12 protein-coding genes are annotated in these 15,774 nt (G+C 63.7%); 10 read left to right on the top strand and 2 right to left on the bottom strand.

The genetic code is table 11. The features are described from left to right. Positions 1–27: 27 nt before the first annotated feature. Positions 28–2,670, bottom strand: a complete 2,643-nt coding sequence (gene tssH, locus QQJ84_RS01610) for a type VI secretion system ATPase TssH (RefSeq protein WP_284256167.1) — start codon at positions 2,668–2,670, stop codon at positions 28–30. Between the two features lie 240 nt (positions 2,671–2,910). Here tssH and tssA point away from each other — a divergent pair, with 240 nt between their 5' ends. The 10 genes from tssA to QQJ84_RS01560 all read left to right on the top strand — a co-directional run bounded on the left by tssA (position 2,911) and on the right by QQJ84_RS01560 (position 13,939). Next, positions 2,911–4,014 carry a type VI secretion system protein TssA gene (gene tssA / locus QQJ84_RS01605; RefSeq protein ID WP_284256166.1) on the top strand — a complete coding sequence of 368 codons (1,104 nt, stop codon included), beginning with the start codon at positions 2,911–2,913 and terminating at the stop codon, positions 4,012–4,014. A 74-nt stretch (positions 4,015–4,088) separates the two neighbouring features. Next, positions 4,089–4,673, top strand: a complete 585-nt coding sequence (gene tssB, locus QQJ84_RS01600; RefSeq protein ID WP_348522655.1) for a type VI secretion system contractile sheath small subunit — start codon at positions 4,089–4,091, stop codon at positions 4,671–4,673. A 3-nt stretch (positions 4,674–4,676) separates the two neighbouring features. After that, entirely contained in the window at positions 4,677–6,170 is a 1,494-nt protein-coding gene (tssC, locus tag QQJ84_RS01595) for a type VI secretion system contractile sheath large subunit (RefSeq protein WP_284256165.1), read from the top strand. A gap of 53 nt (positions 6,171–6,223) precedes the next feature. Next, positions 6,224–7,897, top strand: a complete 1,674-nt coding sequence (gene tssC / locus QQJ84_RS01590) for a type VI secretion system contractile sheath large subunit (protein ID WP_284256164.1) — start codon at positions 6,224–6,226, stop codon at positions 7,895–7,897. Between the two features lie 43 nt (positions 7,898–7,940). Beyond that, positions 7,941–8,747, top strand: coding sequence for a type VI secretion system accessory protein TagJ (locus QQJ84_RS01585; protein WP_284256163.1), 807 nt, complete (start codon positions 7,941–7,943; stop codon positions 8,745–8,747). Between the two features lie 31 nt (positions 8,748–8,778). Further along, complete coding sequence (gene tssE / locus QQJ84_RS01580; protein WP_284256162.1) at positions 8,779–9,324, top strand: type VI secretion system baseplate subunit TssE; 546 nt, start codon at positions 8,779–8,781, stop codon at positions 9,322–9,324. Next, positions 9,317–11,140, top strand: coding sequence for a type VI secretion system baseplate subunit TssF (gene tssF, locus QQJ84_RS01575; RefSeq protein ID WP_284256161.1), 1,824 nt, complete (start codon positions 9,317–9,319; stop codon positions 11,138–11,140). The genes tssE and tssF overlap by 8 nt, the downstream gene beginning before the upstream one ends. A 13-nt stretch (positions 11,141–11,153) precedes the next feature. After that, a complete protein-coding gene (gene tssG, locus QQJ84_RS01570; protein WP_284256160.1) occupies positions 11,154–12,197 on the top strand; it encodes a type VI secretion system baseplate subunit TssG in 1,044 nt (347 codons plus the stop codon). A gap of 84 nt (positions 12,198–12,281) precedes the next feature. Further along, positions 12,282–12,923, top strand: coding sequence for an OmpA family protein (locus tag QQJ84_RS01565; RefSeq protein ID WP_284256159.1), 642 nt, complete (start codon positions 12,282–12,284; stop codon positions 12,921–12,923). Positions 12,924–13,060: 137 nt separating this feature from the next. Next, positions 13,061–13,939 (top strand): hypothetical protein, encoded by an 879-nt coding sequence (locus QQJ84_RS01560; RefSeq protein WP_284256158.1) that lies wholly within the window; start codon positions 13,061–13,063, stop codon positions 13,937–13,939. Positions 13,940–13,965: 26 nt separating this feature from the next. Here the strand turns inward: QQJ84_RS01560 and QQJ84_RS01555 are convergent, their stop codons facing one another. Further along, a complete protein-coding gene (locus QQJ84_RS01555) occupies positions 13,966–15,774 on the bottom strand; it encodes a serine/threonine-protein kinase (RefSeq protein ID WP_284256157.1) in 1,809 nt (602 codons plus the stop codon).

Here is a 15,774-nt window from a genome sequence, read left to right as displayed (position 1 = left end):
ACTCCTCGTGGTTTTAAGTGAAAATGTTCAGCTAAGCTCGTACTGGAACGCCCCTTCCGGGCCGATCCCGACAGACACATGCGAGATCGCATCCCCCGCCGCCAGGCGGCTCAGCACCTCGGACGACAATTCAGGCAATAATGTGCGCGAAAGAATATTCTCGACATTTCGTGCCCCTGACGAAGATTCCTTGCAGCGCGCCGCAATCACGTCCACCAATTCCGGCGCATAGGCAAATGTTGCCTTATAACCATCCCGCACACGCTTGACAATTTTGTTAAGTTGCAGCCGCACGATCTGCTTGATGACATCTTCCGACAGCGGGAAGTAGGGTACGATCGTCACCCGCCCCAAAAACGCCGGCTTGAAATATTTCATCAACTCCGGCCGCAACGCTTCCGCCAGTTGCGCGGCATCGGGCGCGGTCTCCGGATCGGCGAACAATTTGTCGATCAGCTCGGTTCCGGCGTTGGAGGTCATGATCAGCACGGTGTTCTTAAAGTCGATGTCCCGGCCTTCACCGTCCTTCATATTGCCCTTGTCGAACACCTGGAAGAACACATCCTGCACACCGGGATGCGCCTTTTCCATCTCATCCAGCAAAATCACCGAATAAGGCCGCCGCCGCACCGCCTCGGTGAGGATACCGCCCTCGCCATAGCCCACATAACCCGGCGGGCTGCCCATCAACAGCGAGACCTTATGTTCTTCCTTGAACTCGGTCATGTTGATGGTCGTAAGATTTTGCTCGCCGCCATACAGCAGGTTTGCCAATGTCAGTGCGGTCTCGGTCTTGCCCGTGCCCGACGTTCCAACCATCAAAAACACCCCGATCGGCTTGCGCGGATCAGTCAGTTTCGCCCGCGAGGTACGGATCGACTGCGCCACCGCCTCCAGCGCATGCGGCTGGCCAACAATGCGCTCCTCCATCGCCGTCTTCAGGTTCAGCACTGTATTTATCTCGTTGGACTGCATCCGCCCAGCCGGAATGCCGGTCCAGCTTTCCACAATCTCCGCCACCGCCTGGCCATCCACCACCGGAAAGATCAGCGGCGTCTCGCCCTGCAACGTCTTCAAATCTTCATGCAGTCTATTCAGCCGGTTCCGCAATTCGCCCTTGTCCTCGGCGTTTTCTTTATCCTCTATCTGGCCGCGCACGCCGGCAATTTCCGCCGCCAGCTTCTTTTCTTCCTCAAAACGAACCTCCAGCGCAGCAAGATCAACCTGCGCCCTGGCCTTTTCTTCGCTAATCTCGGCCACCCGCGCCTCATGCGCGCCGCCGGTCGCCATCTCACGATCCAAAATCCCAAGCTCGGTATCAATCAGATCAATCCGCCGCCGCAAATCCTCAATCGGAGCCGGCACAGCGGCCTGGCTCATCGCCACACGCGCACAGGCGGTATCGATCAGGCTGATCGCCTTATCAGGCAGTTGGCGGCTTGGAATGAACCGCGCGGAGAGCCGCACGGCCTCCGAAAGCGCCTCATCGAGAATGCGCACCTTGTGGTGCTTCTCCAGCGTATCCGTCAGACCCCGGATCATCGCAATCGCCATCGGCTCAGATGGTTCCTCAACCTTCACGACCTGGAAGCGCCGCGTCAGGGCTGCGTCCTTCTCGAAATATTTCTTATATTCCGCCCAGGTCGTCGCCGCGATCGTGCGCAACTCGCCGCGGGCCAGCGCCGGTTTCAGCAAGTTCGCGGCATCGTTCTGCCCCGCCTGCCCACCGGCGCCAATCAGCGTATGCGCCTCGTCGATAAAAACAATAATCGGCTTCGGGCTTGCCTTGACCTCGTCGATCACCGACTTCAGCCGCTGCTCGAATTCGCCTTTCATCCCGGCGCCCGCTTGCAGCAAGGCCAGGTCGAGCGTGCGCAACGTCACGTTCTTCATCGACTCCGGCACATCGCCCTCGGCGATCTTCAGCGCCAGCCCCTCGACAACCGCGGTCTTGCCCACGCCCGCCTCGCCGGTCAAAATCGGATTATTCTGCCGCCGCCGGGTTAAAATATCGATCGCCTGCCGTATCTCAAAATCCCGGCCCAAAATCGGGTCGATCTTGCCAGCCCTCGCCCGCGCGGTCAGGTCGTAAGTATACAAATCCAACGCCCCGGTTCCCGCCGGCCGCGCCATTCCATCCGCGCCCGCGCCATTAGGCCCCGGACCATCAACCACCGCCGGCGCACTCTGCGCCTCAATGCTGTTGGCGGTAATCACCGCCATGTCGCGTTTCAAAATATCCGGTTGAATCTTCAGCAATTGCCCTGAAGCTTCCCGCGCGCGGCGCGCCAGCGTCTCATCCGCCAGCAGCGCCCAGAGCAAATGGCCGGACCGCACGCGCGACAAGCCCTGCTCAACCGAAGCCAGCAACCAGGCCTGCTTGCCCAGGTCAACAATTTCCGGCGAAAGTGCGGGCGCCCGCGCGTTGCCGGTTTTCATTTTATCAAGGCCACGGTTCAGATCACTCAAAAACCGGCCATGGTCGATATCATATTGGCGAAATATCGCCGCGATATCGGTGTCCGTCCCCTCCGCCAGCTTGATCAGCCAGTGCTCGATCTCAACGTTATAATGCGTCCGCGACAATGTCAGCCCGGCAGCCGCCTCCAATGCGCGGCGGCAATGATCGTCCAACCGGTTGATCAAAGATTTAAGATCAATTGCGACCATTTACCCCCCTTGCCTGCTGACGAAATCATATCAAATCGGCACAGCTAATTTATTTCCGGCGCAACAAACTTATGGCGGAGAAACACACTTCTCCCCATGGTAGTATCGATACCTTGAGCAAACCAAAACTGTCCAGTCATCGCTTGAGGCGCCAGGACGGGAGGATTGTTACACTAACTTTAACGATTGTGGCAACTGGATAAAGCCGTTACAATCTTTCTGGTATCTGGGGATGAAGTAATGGCCATAGAAGGGTTGGATCTCGAATCGTTGCTCGCGCCGATTAGCGAGAGCGCTCCCGCCGGGAATGATGTCAGAACCGACTTCTCCCCAACGTCCAGCTATTTCCGGCTGCGCGACGCCCGGGCCGAAGCCCGGGCCGCCGAACGCGCGGCTGACGCCAACCCCGGCGGCGACACCGCCCCGCCTGAAAGCTGGCGCAACGTCCGCACCCTGGCGTTAAAAATCCTGACCGAACAAGCCAAGGATCTTGAAGCCGCCGCCTGGCTGACCGAGGCCCTGGTCCGCAGCGATGGCCTCGCCGGCCTCGCCTTTGGCGCCAGCCTGATCGGCGGCCTGGTCGAGCGCTACTGGGACAATCTTTACCCCATGCCCGATGAAGACGGCATAGAAACCCGCATCTCTCCGGTAACGGGCCTGAACGGCGAAGGCGGCGACGGCACCCTCAGCCAGCCGCTCCTCAAATTGCCGCTGTTCAACGATGCCAATGGCCAACCGGTGATGCTTTTTCAGTATGAGCAATCCGCCGAACTCGAGACCATCGCCGACCCCAAACGTGTCGAAGCGCGCATCAATGCCGGCGTTATCCCTTATGACAAAATGAAGAACGCTGCCCGCGCGGTCCCTGCGGGCGTTTATGCGGCCCTGCGGCGGGATCTTGAGGCCGCCCAGGCCGCCTGGACCGCCATGGGTGAACAATTTGAGAAAGCCGCCGGAGCCGACAGCCCCCCGACCCGCAGAATCAGCGAAACGCTGGACAAGGTCGCGGCCATCGTCAACCGTTACGGCCCGCCCCCCGCCGCCACCAACGAGAACACACCAGACGAGACCGCCACCGCGCAATCAGAAACAGCCGATACCGGCACCGCGGGCGCCCCGGCAAAAGCCAAACGCGCCGTCACCCGTGAGGATGCTCTTGCCAGCCTGACTGAAATCGCCGACTATTTCCGCCGTACTGAACCGCAGTCTCCTTTGGCCTACACAATCGACGAAGCCATCCGCCGTGGCCGGTTGACCTGGCCGGAACTGATCGCCGAATTAGTGAAGGACGACCAGGTTCGGATCAATATTCTTACCAGCCTTGGCATCAAGACTGGGGATTAACCTGGCAAATTGTCAGCGCGCCTGTTCGACCGGGAAACCCGGCGGCGTTTTAGGGGAATAATCGCTTTGGCCTGATGGCCGTTGCCCTGACCGCACCGCCGGATATTTCCTACGTTAAATTGACTGTAAGCCTTTTCAGGAGACAAAAAATGAGTGGCAGCGTACACAGCAAATTAAACCGCGTCCGCAAACCCCGCGTTCATATCACATATGAAGTGGAAACCGACGGCGCACAGATTGTGCGTGAATTGCCTTTCGTGGTCGGCGTCATGGGCGATTTTTCCGGCGACCCCACCCAGCCGCTGCGGCCGATGGCCGATCGCAAGTTCACCCAGATCGACCGCGACAATTTCAACGACGTCATGGCCCGTATGAACCCCGGCCTGAACATCAAGGTTGACAACACCCTCGCCGACGACGGCAGCGAAATGGCCCTGAACCTTAAGTTCAGCTCAATGGATGATTTCGACCCCGCCCGCATCGTCGAACAGGTCCCGGCGTTGAAATCCCTGCTGGAAACACGCAACAAGCTGCGTGACCTGATGAGCAAGGCCGACCGTTCCGACGAGCTGGAAGGCCTGTTGGAAAAAGTGCTGCAAAACAACGATGAGCTGAAGGCGCTTTCCAGCGAGCTTGGCCTCGACAAGAAGGAGGGCTGAACCATGTCTGGAACCCAAACCAATCCCCAAGGCGGCGCGGCAACCACCACCACCGAAGGCGTCAGCTTTCTCGATCAGGTTGTCTCCGCAACCAAGCAGACCGAGCCTGACCGCGCGCAAGACCTGGTCAAAAACCTGGTCGAGCAGGCCCTGGCCGGCACCATCAGCTTCGACAAAAACCTGACCCGCACGATCGACAAGGCCATCGCCGCGATCGACCAGAAAATGTCGGCGCAACTGAACGCGGTGATGCACAATGAGAAGTTCCTGAAACTGGAAGGCAGCTGGCGCGGCCTGCACCATCTGGTGATGAACTCCGAGACCGGCACCAGCCTCAAGATCAAGGTGCTGAACATGACCAAGCGCGAGTTGAACCGCGACCTGACCAAGGCCGTCGAGTTCGACCAGAGCCAGCTGTTCAAAAAAATCTACGAGAACGAGTTCGGCACCCCCGGCGGCGAACCCTACGGCTCGTTGATCGGCGACTATGAGTGGGTCAACCACCCTGACGACATCGAATCCCTGCGCCTGGTCTCCAATGTCGCCGCCGCCTCCTTCGCGCCGTTCATCTCCGCCGCCGGCGCTGGCATGTTCGGCTTCGACGATTGGACCGAACTGACCAAACCGCGCGATCTGGCAAAGATTTTCGACACCGCCGAATACACCAAATGGCGCGGTTTCCGCGACACTGAAGACGCCCGCTTCGTCTCGCTCGTCATGCCGCGCGTGCTCGCCCGCGTCCCCTACGGCGCGGCCACCAAGCCGGTTGACGAATTCGGCTACGAGGAAGCCCCCTACGACGCCACCGGCGCCGCCCAGGCGCTCAACCACCAAAACTATTGCTGGATGAACGCCGCCTACACCATGGGTGTGCGCATGACCACCAGCTTCGCTGAATCGGGCTTCTGCGTCGCCATTCGCGGCGCCGAGGGCGGCGGCAAGGTCGAGAACCTGCCGACGCATCTCTTTCAGTCCGACGATGGCGACATGGACGGCAAATGCCCGACCGAAATCGGCATCACCGACCGCCGCGAGTTTGAGCTGTCCAACCTTGGCTTCCTGCCGCTCTGCCACTACAAAAACACCGACTACGCCGTTTTCTTCGGCGCGCAGACCGTACAGAAGCCAAAGAAATACGACCGCCCGGACGCCACGGCGAACGCCGCCATTTCGGCACGCCTGCCCTACATCATGGCCTCCAGCCGCTTCGCGCACTTCCTCAAGGTCATGGCGCGCGACAAAATCGGCAGCTTCATGGAAGCCCCTGAGTGCGAAAAATGGCTCAACCGGTGGATCAACAACTACGTCAGCGGCAACCCCGATGCCGGACCGGAAACCAAGGCCAAATACCCGCTGCGCGAAGCCAAAATCGAGGTGAAGGAAATCCCCGGCAAACCCGGGTCCTACAACGCCGTGGCCTATCTGCGGCCCTGGCTGCAAATGGAAGAACTCACGACCAGCATGCGCATGGTCGCGCGTATTCCGCAAAAGGCCTGAATCCGCTCCCAGCCGCGCGTCCCGGCGGGGCGCGCGGTCAGGATGGAGAGAGCATGACCAGCGATGACGAGGATCCCGACGCAACAATCATCAGGGTAGTGGCGCGGACAACGCCCGCCCCGCCCACACCTGCGCCCGCAACCGCCGCCCCACCCTCGCCGCCGCCCCAGGCCCCGCCCACGGAGGAACCTGCGGCAACCGAACCACCCGCCCCGCCCCCGCCCCCGCTGCCGCCATTGCGTGAAGCCGTGCTGCGCGGCGCCTATTTTACCAGCGCCCACGCCGAAACAGCCGAACGTCTCGCCAGCCTCATCGCCGGCCAGGCCGATACGCTGCACGCCTGGTTCGGCTCCGCGGCCGCATCTTCCCTTGCCCGCGACCCGGCAACCCTCATCGCCCTGCTCACCCGCGACATCGCGGCGATTGACACCCTGATCTCCCGCCAGCTCGACAGCATCCTGCACCACCCGCGCCTGCGCCGCCTGGAGGGCAGCTGGCGGGGCCTCGCCTGGCTCACCTCGCGCCTCAACATCACCGGCCGGACCAAGCTGCGCATCCTCAACGTCTCCTGGGCGGAAATCTGCCGCGACCTTGAGCGCGCCGCCGAGTTTGACCAGAGCCAGCTCTTCCGCTCCATCTACGAAGACGAATTCGGCATCGCCGGCGGCGAACCCTATGGCCTGCTGATCGCCGATCACGAGGTCCGCCACCGTCCCGGTCCCGGCGCTCTCACTGACGATATCTCCGCCCTCACCTCACTGGCCAGCGTCGCCGCCGCCGCTTTCGCCCCCATCGTCGTCGGCGCCTCCCCCGCCCTGCTGGGCGTCGATGAGTTCGCCGAGCTGAGCGGCGTGGCCGACCCTGCATCCGTCCTGTCCTCCGCTGAATACCAGCGATGGAAACGCCTCTCCACGCTTGAGGACGCGCGCTTTCTCGCCGTCGCCCTGCCGCGCACCCTGGCCCGCCTGCCTTGGGAGGAAGCCCTCGACCGCCACCGCGGCTTTCGCTACCGCGAAACAATCCTCACCGCCTCCGACCGCGTCTTCAGCAATGCCGGGTATCTGGTGGCCGCCTGCGTCATCCGCGCATTCGAGGACTACTCCTGGCCCGCCGACATGCGCGGCTACGACATCGACCGGCTCGGCGGCGGTATCATTGAGGATCTGCCCGAGCCCTGGTTCACCACCGACCCCCCAGGCGGCCTCGACCGCCCGGCGGTCGAACTCATGCTGACCGACCGCCAGGAGCGCGCCCTCGTCGCCGCCGGGCTACTACCGGTCAGCTCCCTGCCGTTTGGCGGCCAGGCACTCGTGGGCGCCGCCCGCAGCCTGCAAGCCGCGGCCACCCGCTACGCCGGCCCCAACGCCGCCGCCGCGGCCGCCAACGCCCAGCTCTCGGCCCAGCTCAACAGCATGGTCTGCGTCTCACGCTTCGCCCATTATGTTAAAATCATGGGGCGCGACATGGTCGGCTCCCTCAAAACCAGCAGCGAAATCCAACGCATTCTACAAAACTGGCTCATGCAGTTCGCCAACGCCAACACCAGCGCCGGGCCTGAAACCATGGCCCGCTACCCGCTGCGCAGCGCTGCCGTCACCGTCACTGAATCCCCTGGAAAACCGGGGGTTTTTGGCTGTATCGTGCAATTGCAACCGCATTTCCAACTCGACGATGTCACGGCATCGTTCCGTCTGATGACGGAGCTCTCCGCTCCCGGCAAACATTAAGCTTCATAACCCAACGCGTCATTGCAGGAATAGGACATCGAACATGGCAGAAACCGATCTTCAGGCCGCCGGCCTCTTGCGCGCCGGTAAACTCACCGAGGCTATCACCGCCGCCAACGCCGCGGTGAAGCAGACGCCAACCGATCTTGGCGCCCGCGTCCTGCTGGCGGAACTGCTCCTCTTCAGCGGCAATCTGGAGCGCGCTGACATCATCCTCGATGCCGCCAGCCAGATCGACCCCACGGCGCTGATCGTGGTCTCCGAATTCCGGCAGCTGCTGCGCGCCGAAACCGCCCGCCGCCAGCTCTACCGCGACGGCCGGGTGCCCGAGTTCCTCGGCGAGCCCGAGGCAACCGAGCGCGCCTCCCTGGCCGCCTTCGTCTCCCTGCGCGCAGGCGACACGGCAAATGCAAAAGCCATGGCCGATCAGGCCGAAACCCTGCGCCCACGCGCCCCCGGCACCGCCGGCAACACCGTGTTCGATGACTTCCGCGACGCTGACGACATGCTCCCCGGCTTCATCGAAACCCTGACCACCACCGGTAAATATTACTGGATTCCCCTCTCGCGCATCGAATCAATGGCCTTCCACCCGCCCAAACGCCCGCGCGACCTGGCCTGGCGCCGCTGCTCGATGAGCGTCCTCAACGGCCCGGACGGCGATGTCTACATCCCCGTCACCTATTTCGCCGAGACGGAGACCACCGACGACGCCCACCGCCTGGGCCGCGCCACCTCCTGGAGCGAGGACCCCGCCAGCCCCGTGCGCGGTAACGGGCAGCGCGTCTTCCTCATGGGTGAGGAAGCCGTCGGAATCATGGACCTGGATGTACTTGAATTCAACAAATGAACCCGTTCCCCCACCATAACACCGCAACCCCATGAGCGATGAAACCTTAAACCGCGCATCCGGCGCCAATATCTTCCTGGACCGGATGCGCGATTCCGGCGCCAGGGTGAAGCTATCGGTGCTCGACCGCCTGCTCGACGACGCCCCCGAAATGGAGCGCGACCGGCCCCTTTCCGCCACCGACGCGCTCACCGTGCTGCGCCGGGCCGTCCGGCGCGACCTGGAAGCCCTGCTGAACGCGCGCCGCCGCTTCGCCTCCATTCCGCAGGCCTACCCCGAGCTTGCCAATTCCAGCTTCAGCTTCGGCCTGCCCGACTACACCTCCGGCGCCATGAGCGAGATCTCCTCGCGCGAGGTCTTGCGCAAGGAGATTGAACGCTGCATCCGCCAGTTCGAACCGCGCCTGGTGCAGGTCAGCGTCATCATGCTGAAACCCAAAGATGATCTGGACACCACATTGCATTTCCGTATCGAGGCCCTGCTGCATGCCGACCCCGCCCCCGAACCGATCAGTTTCGATACCGTGGTGAACGCCGCGACCACCGACATCGAAGTCTCGGGAGGTCTTGGTGGCTGACACTCTGCTCCCCTATTTCAACCAGGAACTCGTCGCGGTCCGCCAGCTCGCGGCCGAATTCGCCAAGGCCCACCCCAAAATCGCCGGCCGGCTGCGCCTCAGCCCGGATGCGGTGGACGACCCCCACGTCGCCCGCCTGCTCGACGGCGTGGCCTTCCTCTCCGCGCGCGCGCAGGCCCGCCTGGATGATGAATTCCCCGAGCTGACCGACACCCTCCTCGGCGTGCTCTACCCGCATTACCTGGCGCCGTTTCCCTCCTGCGCCATCGCCAAATTCACCCCCAAACCCGATCTGCAGACAATGGTTGAAGTCCAACCCGGCTTCGCGATCGACACCGAAGCCGTCCGCGGCCAATCCTGCCGCTACCGCACCACGAGCAAACTCACCTTGTGGCCCATACGCATCGAATCCGCCCGCCTCATGGGTTTGCCCTTCACCGCCCCGGCGAACACCCTGGCCAACGGCGCCACGGCGGTGTTGCGCCTGGTGCTCACCACGGTGAACCCCGAGGTCAAGTTCAGCGCCCTGGGCATGGACCAGCTTCGTCTCTTCCTCTGCGGCAGCCCCGCAACCTCGCTCCCCTTGTTCGAGCTTCTGGCCGGGCACACGCTGGGCGTCGCCCTGGCCGACACCCCCAACGACCCCGCGCCCATCCTGCTGCCCAAAACCGCGATCAGCGATGCCGGCTTCGCCCCGGAGGACGCGCTCCTCCCCTGGCCCGCGCGCAGTTTTTCCGGCTTCCGCCTGCTCAGCGAATATTTCGCCTTTCCCCAAAAATTCATGTTCCTGGATATCTCCGGGCTGGCCGCGAAAACCCTGCTGCATGACTCCAACAGGCTGGAGATCTTCATCTACCTTAACCGCACCTCCGGCGAGCTGGAACGCGCGGTGAACGCCGAGGTGTTCGAACTTGGCTGCACCCCGGTCGTCAACCTGTTCTCCCAGCGCTGCGAGCCCATCAACCTCGACCACACCACCATCGAATACCGCGTCCTGCCAGACGCGCGCCGCTCCAGCGTCATGGAGGTCTGGGGCGTCACCAGCGTGACCGAAGTCCGGCAGGACACCACAACCCGCCCCTGGAAACCCTTTTACCGGCTGAGCGAAACCACCCCCTCGGCCAACAGCGAGGGCGGCTCCTTCCACGAGATCCGCCGCCCCGCCAACCCCTCGATTGGCGGCGGCGATACCTTCCTCGCCACCTTCGACACCGGCTTCGACCCAGCGCAAAATGCCGGCAGCGTCCTGGCCGTTGAAGCCCTTTGCCTCAACCGCGACCTCCCCTCCGAGCTGCCCTTCGGCGGCGGCCATCCCACGCTCAAAGCCCTCAACCCGCACACCGGCCTCGCCGCCATCGCCTGCATCACCCCGCCGACCAACACGTTGCGGCCCGAGCTGCGCGCGCGCGGCGCCTGGCGGCTCATCTCGCATCTCTCGCTGGGCCATCTCTCGGTAACCGGCGGCGGCGCAGGTGCCGCCGCGCTGAAAGAGGTGCTCCGCCTCTATGACCTGCGCGACACCGCCGAAACCAGGGCCGCGCTGGAGGCCCTGCTGGCGGTCAACGCCAAGCCCGGCACGGCCCGCGTGCCCGGCTCGCGCCTGGGCGCCTTCTGCCGCGGGCTCGACGTCGAACTGGAGTTCGAGCCGCGCGCCTTCCAGGGCGCCGGGTTATATCTTCTCAGCTCCGTGCTGGAACGCTTTCTCGCCCTGCACGCCAGCGTCAACTCCTTCGTGCGCACCACGGTCAAGCTGCGCGGCAAGGTGGACCCTGAAATCCGCTTCCCCGCGCGCGCCGGCGCCCGCGTGCTGCTGTAACCAGGCCCCGCCCATGGCTGAGAAATCTCCACTCGAGCGCCTCAAATCCCTGCCGCAGGCCTTCAAGTTTGACGCCGCGGTGCGGCTGCTTCTGGCCGCCTCCAAATCCTCGCCCCACCAGACCGATAAAATCGCCTTCATCGCGGCACCTCTGCTCTCGCAACCCGCCGCCGAGGTCACAACCGCCGAACCACCGGCCGGGGGCAAGCGCGCCCAGCTGACCACACCGCTGATCGGCCTCATCGGCCCCTCGGGCGTGATGCCCCGCTGGTACACCGAACTCGTCGCCCAGGCCGCCCGCGCCAAATCCCGCGGCATCGTGGATTTTTTCGACCTGCTGGCGCAACGCTTCATCACCGCCTTCGCCCGCGCCGGCATCAAATACCGGCTGCACCGCTCAGCCGAGACCGCCTTGCTGGAAAATTCACCGGAGGAGCCCATCGGCGCCGCCCTGCTCGCCTTCACCGGCTTCGGCACCGCCCATCTGGCCGACCGCCTCCCCGCCGGAGCCGATGTCCTGCGCCATTATGCGGGGTTTTTCGCCGCCCACCCTCGTTCGGCCGACCGCCTGGCATCCATGGTCTCCGATTATCTCGGCCGCCGCGTGGACATCATCGAATTCGCCGGTGCCTGGCTAACCCTGCCGCCCGACCAGCAAAGCCGCCTGCCGCGCGGGCGGCTGCCCGGCGCCTATCACGAGCTGGGGGTCAACGCCGCCATCGGCACCCGCGCATGGGACCAACAGGCCCGCTTCATCGTCCGCGTCGGGCCGCTGCACCGCGCCGCTTTCGAGGCCCTGCTGCCAGACCAAAAAACTCTGCCCGCCCTGGTCTCCCTGATCCGCGCCTATGCCGGCTGGGAGGCTGACTTCGCCGTCAATCTTGTCCTCGCCGCACCCGAAATCCCCCCCCTGCATCTCGCTGGCCCCAGCGCCGGAGCGGCACCAAGGCTTGGCTGGACCACCTGGCTCCCCTCGCCAAGCGCCGCCATCCGCGGCCAGGAAAGCGCCGATGAAGCCATCTTCAGCGCCACGCTGGTAGAAGCCCTGCAACCATGACCCCAAGCCGGGCGCGGCCCTAAATTATATCCCTCGTTCCCAAACCGTGCTAATACACAACCTAAATTTCAAGGAGCATCGACCATGCGAAATCCATCCTTCCGCGCGGCCCTGGCGGGCGCCCTGCTCGCCACAACCGCCCTCTGCGGCGCCGCGTCCGCGCAGACCAACCCCTCCGCCCAGCAGATCATCAACCAGTTGAAGCCAAGCGGCATGCTGAGCGACACCACCCGCGGCATCAAGCCCCTGCCTCCCGGCCCCAGCGGCACCGTGGCACCGGCCATGCCCGTCACCCCCGCCGCGAGCTCGATGAGCAACATGAGCATGGCCCCCGCCGCCACGCCCGCCACCCCCACGCAAGCCGCCACGGCTACGGCCCCCTCCACCAATCTGGACATTCAGTTCGGCTCCGGGTCAGCCAGCCTGACCCCCGAGGCCACCGCCGCGCTCGACCAGCTCGGCAAGGCGCTGACCAGCGCCGATCTGGCCGCCTATAACTTCAAAATCGTCGGCCATACCGACACCACCGGCGATGCCGCCACCAACCAGACCCTCTCCGAGCAGCGCGCCGCCGCGGTGAAATCCTATCTCGAAACCAAATTCGGGGTAGCCGATACCCGGCTGCAGAGCGAAGGCGTCGGCGAGTCCGACCTCCTGGTTCCCACCCCGCCCAACACGCCCGACCAGCGCAACCGGCGCGTCCAGATCATCAATCTCGGCCAATAGACTGATCGTTGCGTGAAGTGAGCAAACCCGGAACCCATGACGATGACACCATCGTCATGGTCCGGGGTGTTACGGTTCAGCACGTAACGTCCGGTGGCCCCCGGCCCCGGCACAACCCGCGCCGCGCGAGACTTTTCATGGCTGGCGCCGCCGTTTTGTCGCTGCTGACAATCGGCGCCGCCTGGGCCATCCTCAGCCGCCCCGCCGCCATCCCCATCGACATTGAAACCGAAGCGCAGATCGACGCTACCCAGCCGTGCCACATCCAGGTCTCCTACTTCGCGCCCGACCACGCCATCGTGGTCATCGACTTCCCAAGCCTGCTCACCCAGGGCCTGGCGCTCGACCGCGTCGCCGCGCTAACCGAAAAAGCCGGCCTCCCGCGCGACCGGCTCCTTGATGATACCGCCTTGCGCACAGCCATCGCCAGCCACGGCGATACCGTCGAGAGTTACTACTACGGCCATGACTATCCAGCCGCCGACCTCGCGGAATTCTTCCAGCTCGCGGCCCAGGAAAACATCCGGCTCAACCCGCAGGAGCGTTGGCTCAAAACCCTGCTCACCCAACTCGGCTGGTTAAAACCCGGCGCCAACGGGGCGATCATCACACTGCCCGCGGCCGGCGGCGCGGTAACGCCGGAGATGCGCGCGGTCATCCTGCACCACGAAATCTCGCACGGCGCTTTCTACACAAATCCCGCCTACCGCCAATATGCGGTGTCCTTCTGGTACAGCCTGACAGCAGCCGACCGCGACGCCTTCACAAGCTTCCTCGGCCGCCAGGGCTACGACACAAACAACACCATGCTGATGCTGAACGAAACCCAGGCCTACCTGATCTTCACCAGGGATCCGCGCTTTTTTAACGCTGATGCCGTCGGCATGACGCAAGCGGAGATCGGCCAGCTGCGCGCGGGCTATATCGCCGGGATGCCCAATTTCTGGCTAACCCCGATGGCCAACGCCCCCCTGCCGTCAACCGCGGCCGCAACCGCCTGTCTCGCCGCCAACTGAAACGGCAGCTGGGCACAACGCACCGCCTATTTCGGCAGCGTCACAACCGGCAACGCGGCCACCGCCACTTTCGCCCCCGATGACGCCGCATTCTGCAATGCGGCTCGCAATGCAGGCAGATAATCGCTGGCATTTTCATCCTGCGGCCGCAACTTCGTGAACAGCGGCACCGATGAGGCAATGGAGATGATCATATCCGTGCCATAAGGCGCACTCACCTGCCAGCTCGCCCCGCCATGGCTCGGGTCCCCCAGCGTCTTCGCAGACCCTGCCGCCAGCACCGTCTGAGCATCCGTCGGCGTCGGATACAAATGCAGCACGCTGCCGTCGCTGGAGAAATAATCGGTTTCCAAATACCCGGCATAACCCGGCATCTTCTCCGCCACGGTAATCAGATCGCCGTCATGCAGCGTGGTCTTGCCGCCTGCCAGACTGAGGCCCAACACCGCCCCCACTCCCGCATACAGCGGATGATAGGGGCGAATGGCGTTCAGCGCATCGCAATAGGGCCCGTCGATGGTCTGCGTGTCATTGGTCAGCATCCCCGCATCCGGCAAGGATTGCACAGCCCCATTCAACGCCGCCTGCGGCGCTCCCGCCCCGGCCAGGCCGGAGATCTCCGGCGCCGCGCCGCTATCGTTGCCATTCAGCAGGGTACACGGCAGCGAGCCCAATATCGAGGTGAACGCCGCTTCACGCTGCGCCTGCGTCATTGGCGGAGCAGCGGGTTGCGCGGCAGGCGCGCTAGCCGGCGCCGCCGTGGTCTGCGCCGGCCGGCTTGCGTTGTGCCCGCCCAACAAAAAATACGCCCCGCCGCCCAACAGCGCCACGGCCACCGCCGCGCCGCCGCCGATCAACGCCAGATTACCGCCTTTTTTCTGGGGCGCGGCGGTCTGCTGCGGCATCGCCCTGGCGGGTGCCGCCACCTGCGCCGCCGGGCGGCTGGGCGCGACCATCGTGGCCTCGCCATCGCCAAAATCCGCAATCCCCAGGCCAAACCCCCCGGCCTCCACCGCCGCCTTGGCCTCGAACGCCTCGCGCAACGCCCTGGCAAAATCATTCGCGGTGGCAAAACGGTCTTCCGGCCGTTTCGCCATCGCCTTTTTCACCACCGCATCAAACGCATGCGGCACGGTGACCGATAACGCCGAGGGCGGCGGCGGCTCGGTATTGAGCACCTTGTGCATAATCGCCGTCAGCCCGCCCTCGAACGGTTTTTCTCCGGTCAGCAGCTGATAAAGCATCACGCCGGAGGAATAGATATCGGTGCGCGAATCCACTGTCTGGCCCATGAACTGTTCGGGCGACATATACGAGGGTGTCCCCAGCATGGTGCCCGCCTGCGTCATGCTGCTGCTCTCGATCCGCGCAATCCCGAAATCGGCGATCTTCACCTCGCCCGCCTTCGTCAACATCACATTCGCGGGCTTGATATCGCGGTGTACAACGCCGCGGTCATGGCTGAACTGCAGCCCGGCCATCAACGCTTCCATGATCCGCACGATCTCGGCCAGCTCGAAGCGCTCTTTTTTATCCACGACATGTTTCAGCGTCGTGCCGTCAACAAACTCCATCACGATATAGGCGATTTCCGGCGTCTCGCCGTAATCGAACACGCCGACGATATTGGGATGCGTCAACCGCCCGGCGGCCTGCGCCTCACGCTTGAAGCGCGCCAGCTCCTCCTGCGCTTCCACATCCTCAGGGTCGGGCAGCCGCACGGTCTTGATCGCCACCCGCCGGGCAATAACCGGATCAAACCCCTCATACACCGTGCCCATGGCGCCTTTGCCAAGCACCTGCCGCAGTTCATATTTTCCAAGCATATCGGCCAT

The sequence above is a fragment of the Acidocella aquatica genome, from assembly GCF_030160635.1.
Classification (GTDB): Bacteria; Pseudomonadota; Alphaproteobacteria; order Acetobacterales; family Acetobacteraceae; genus Acidocella; species Acidocella aquatica.
This window is presented reverse-complemented; position numbering and strand designations above follow the sequence as displayed.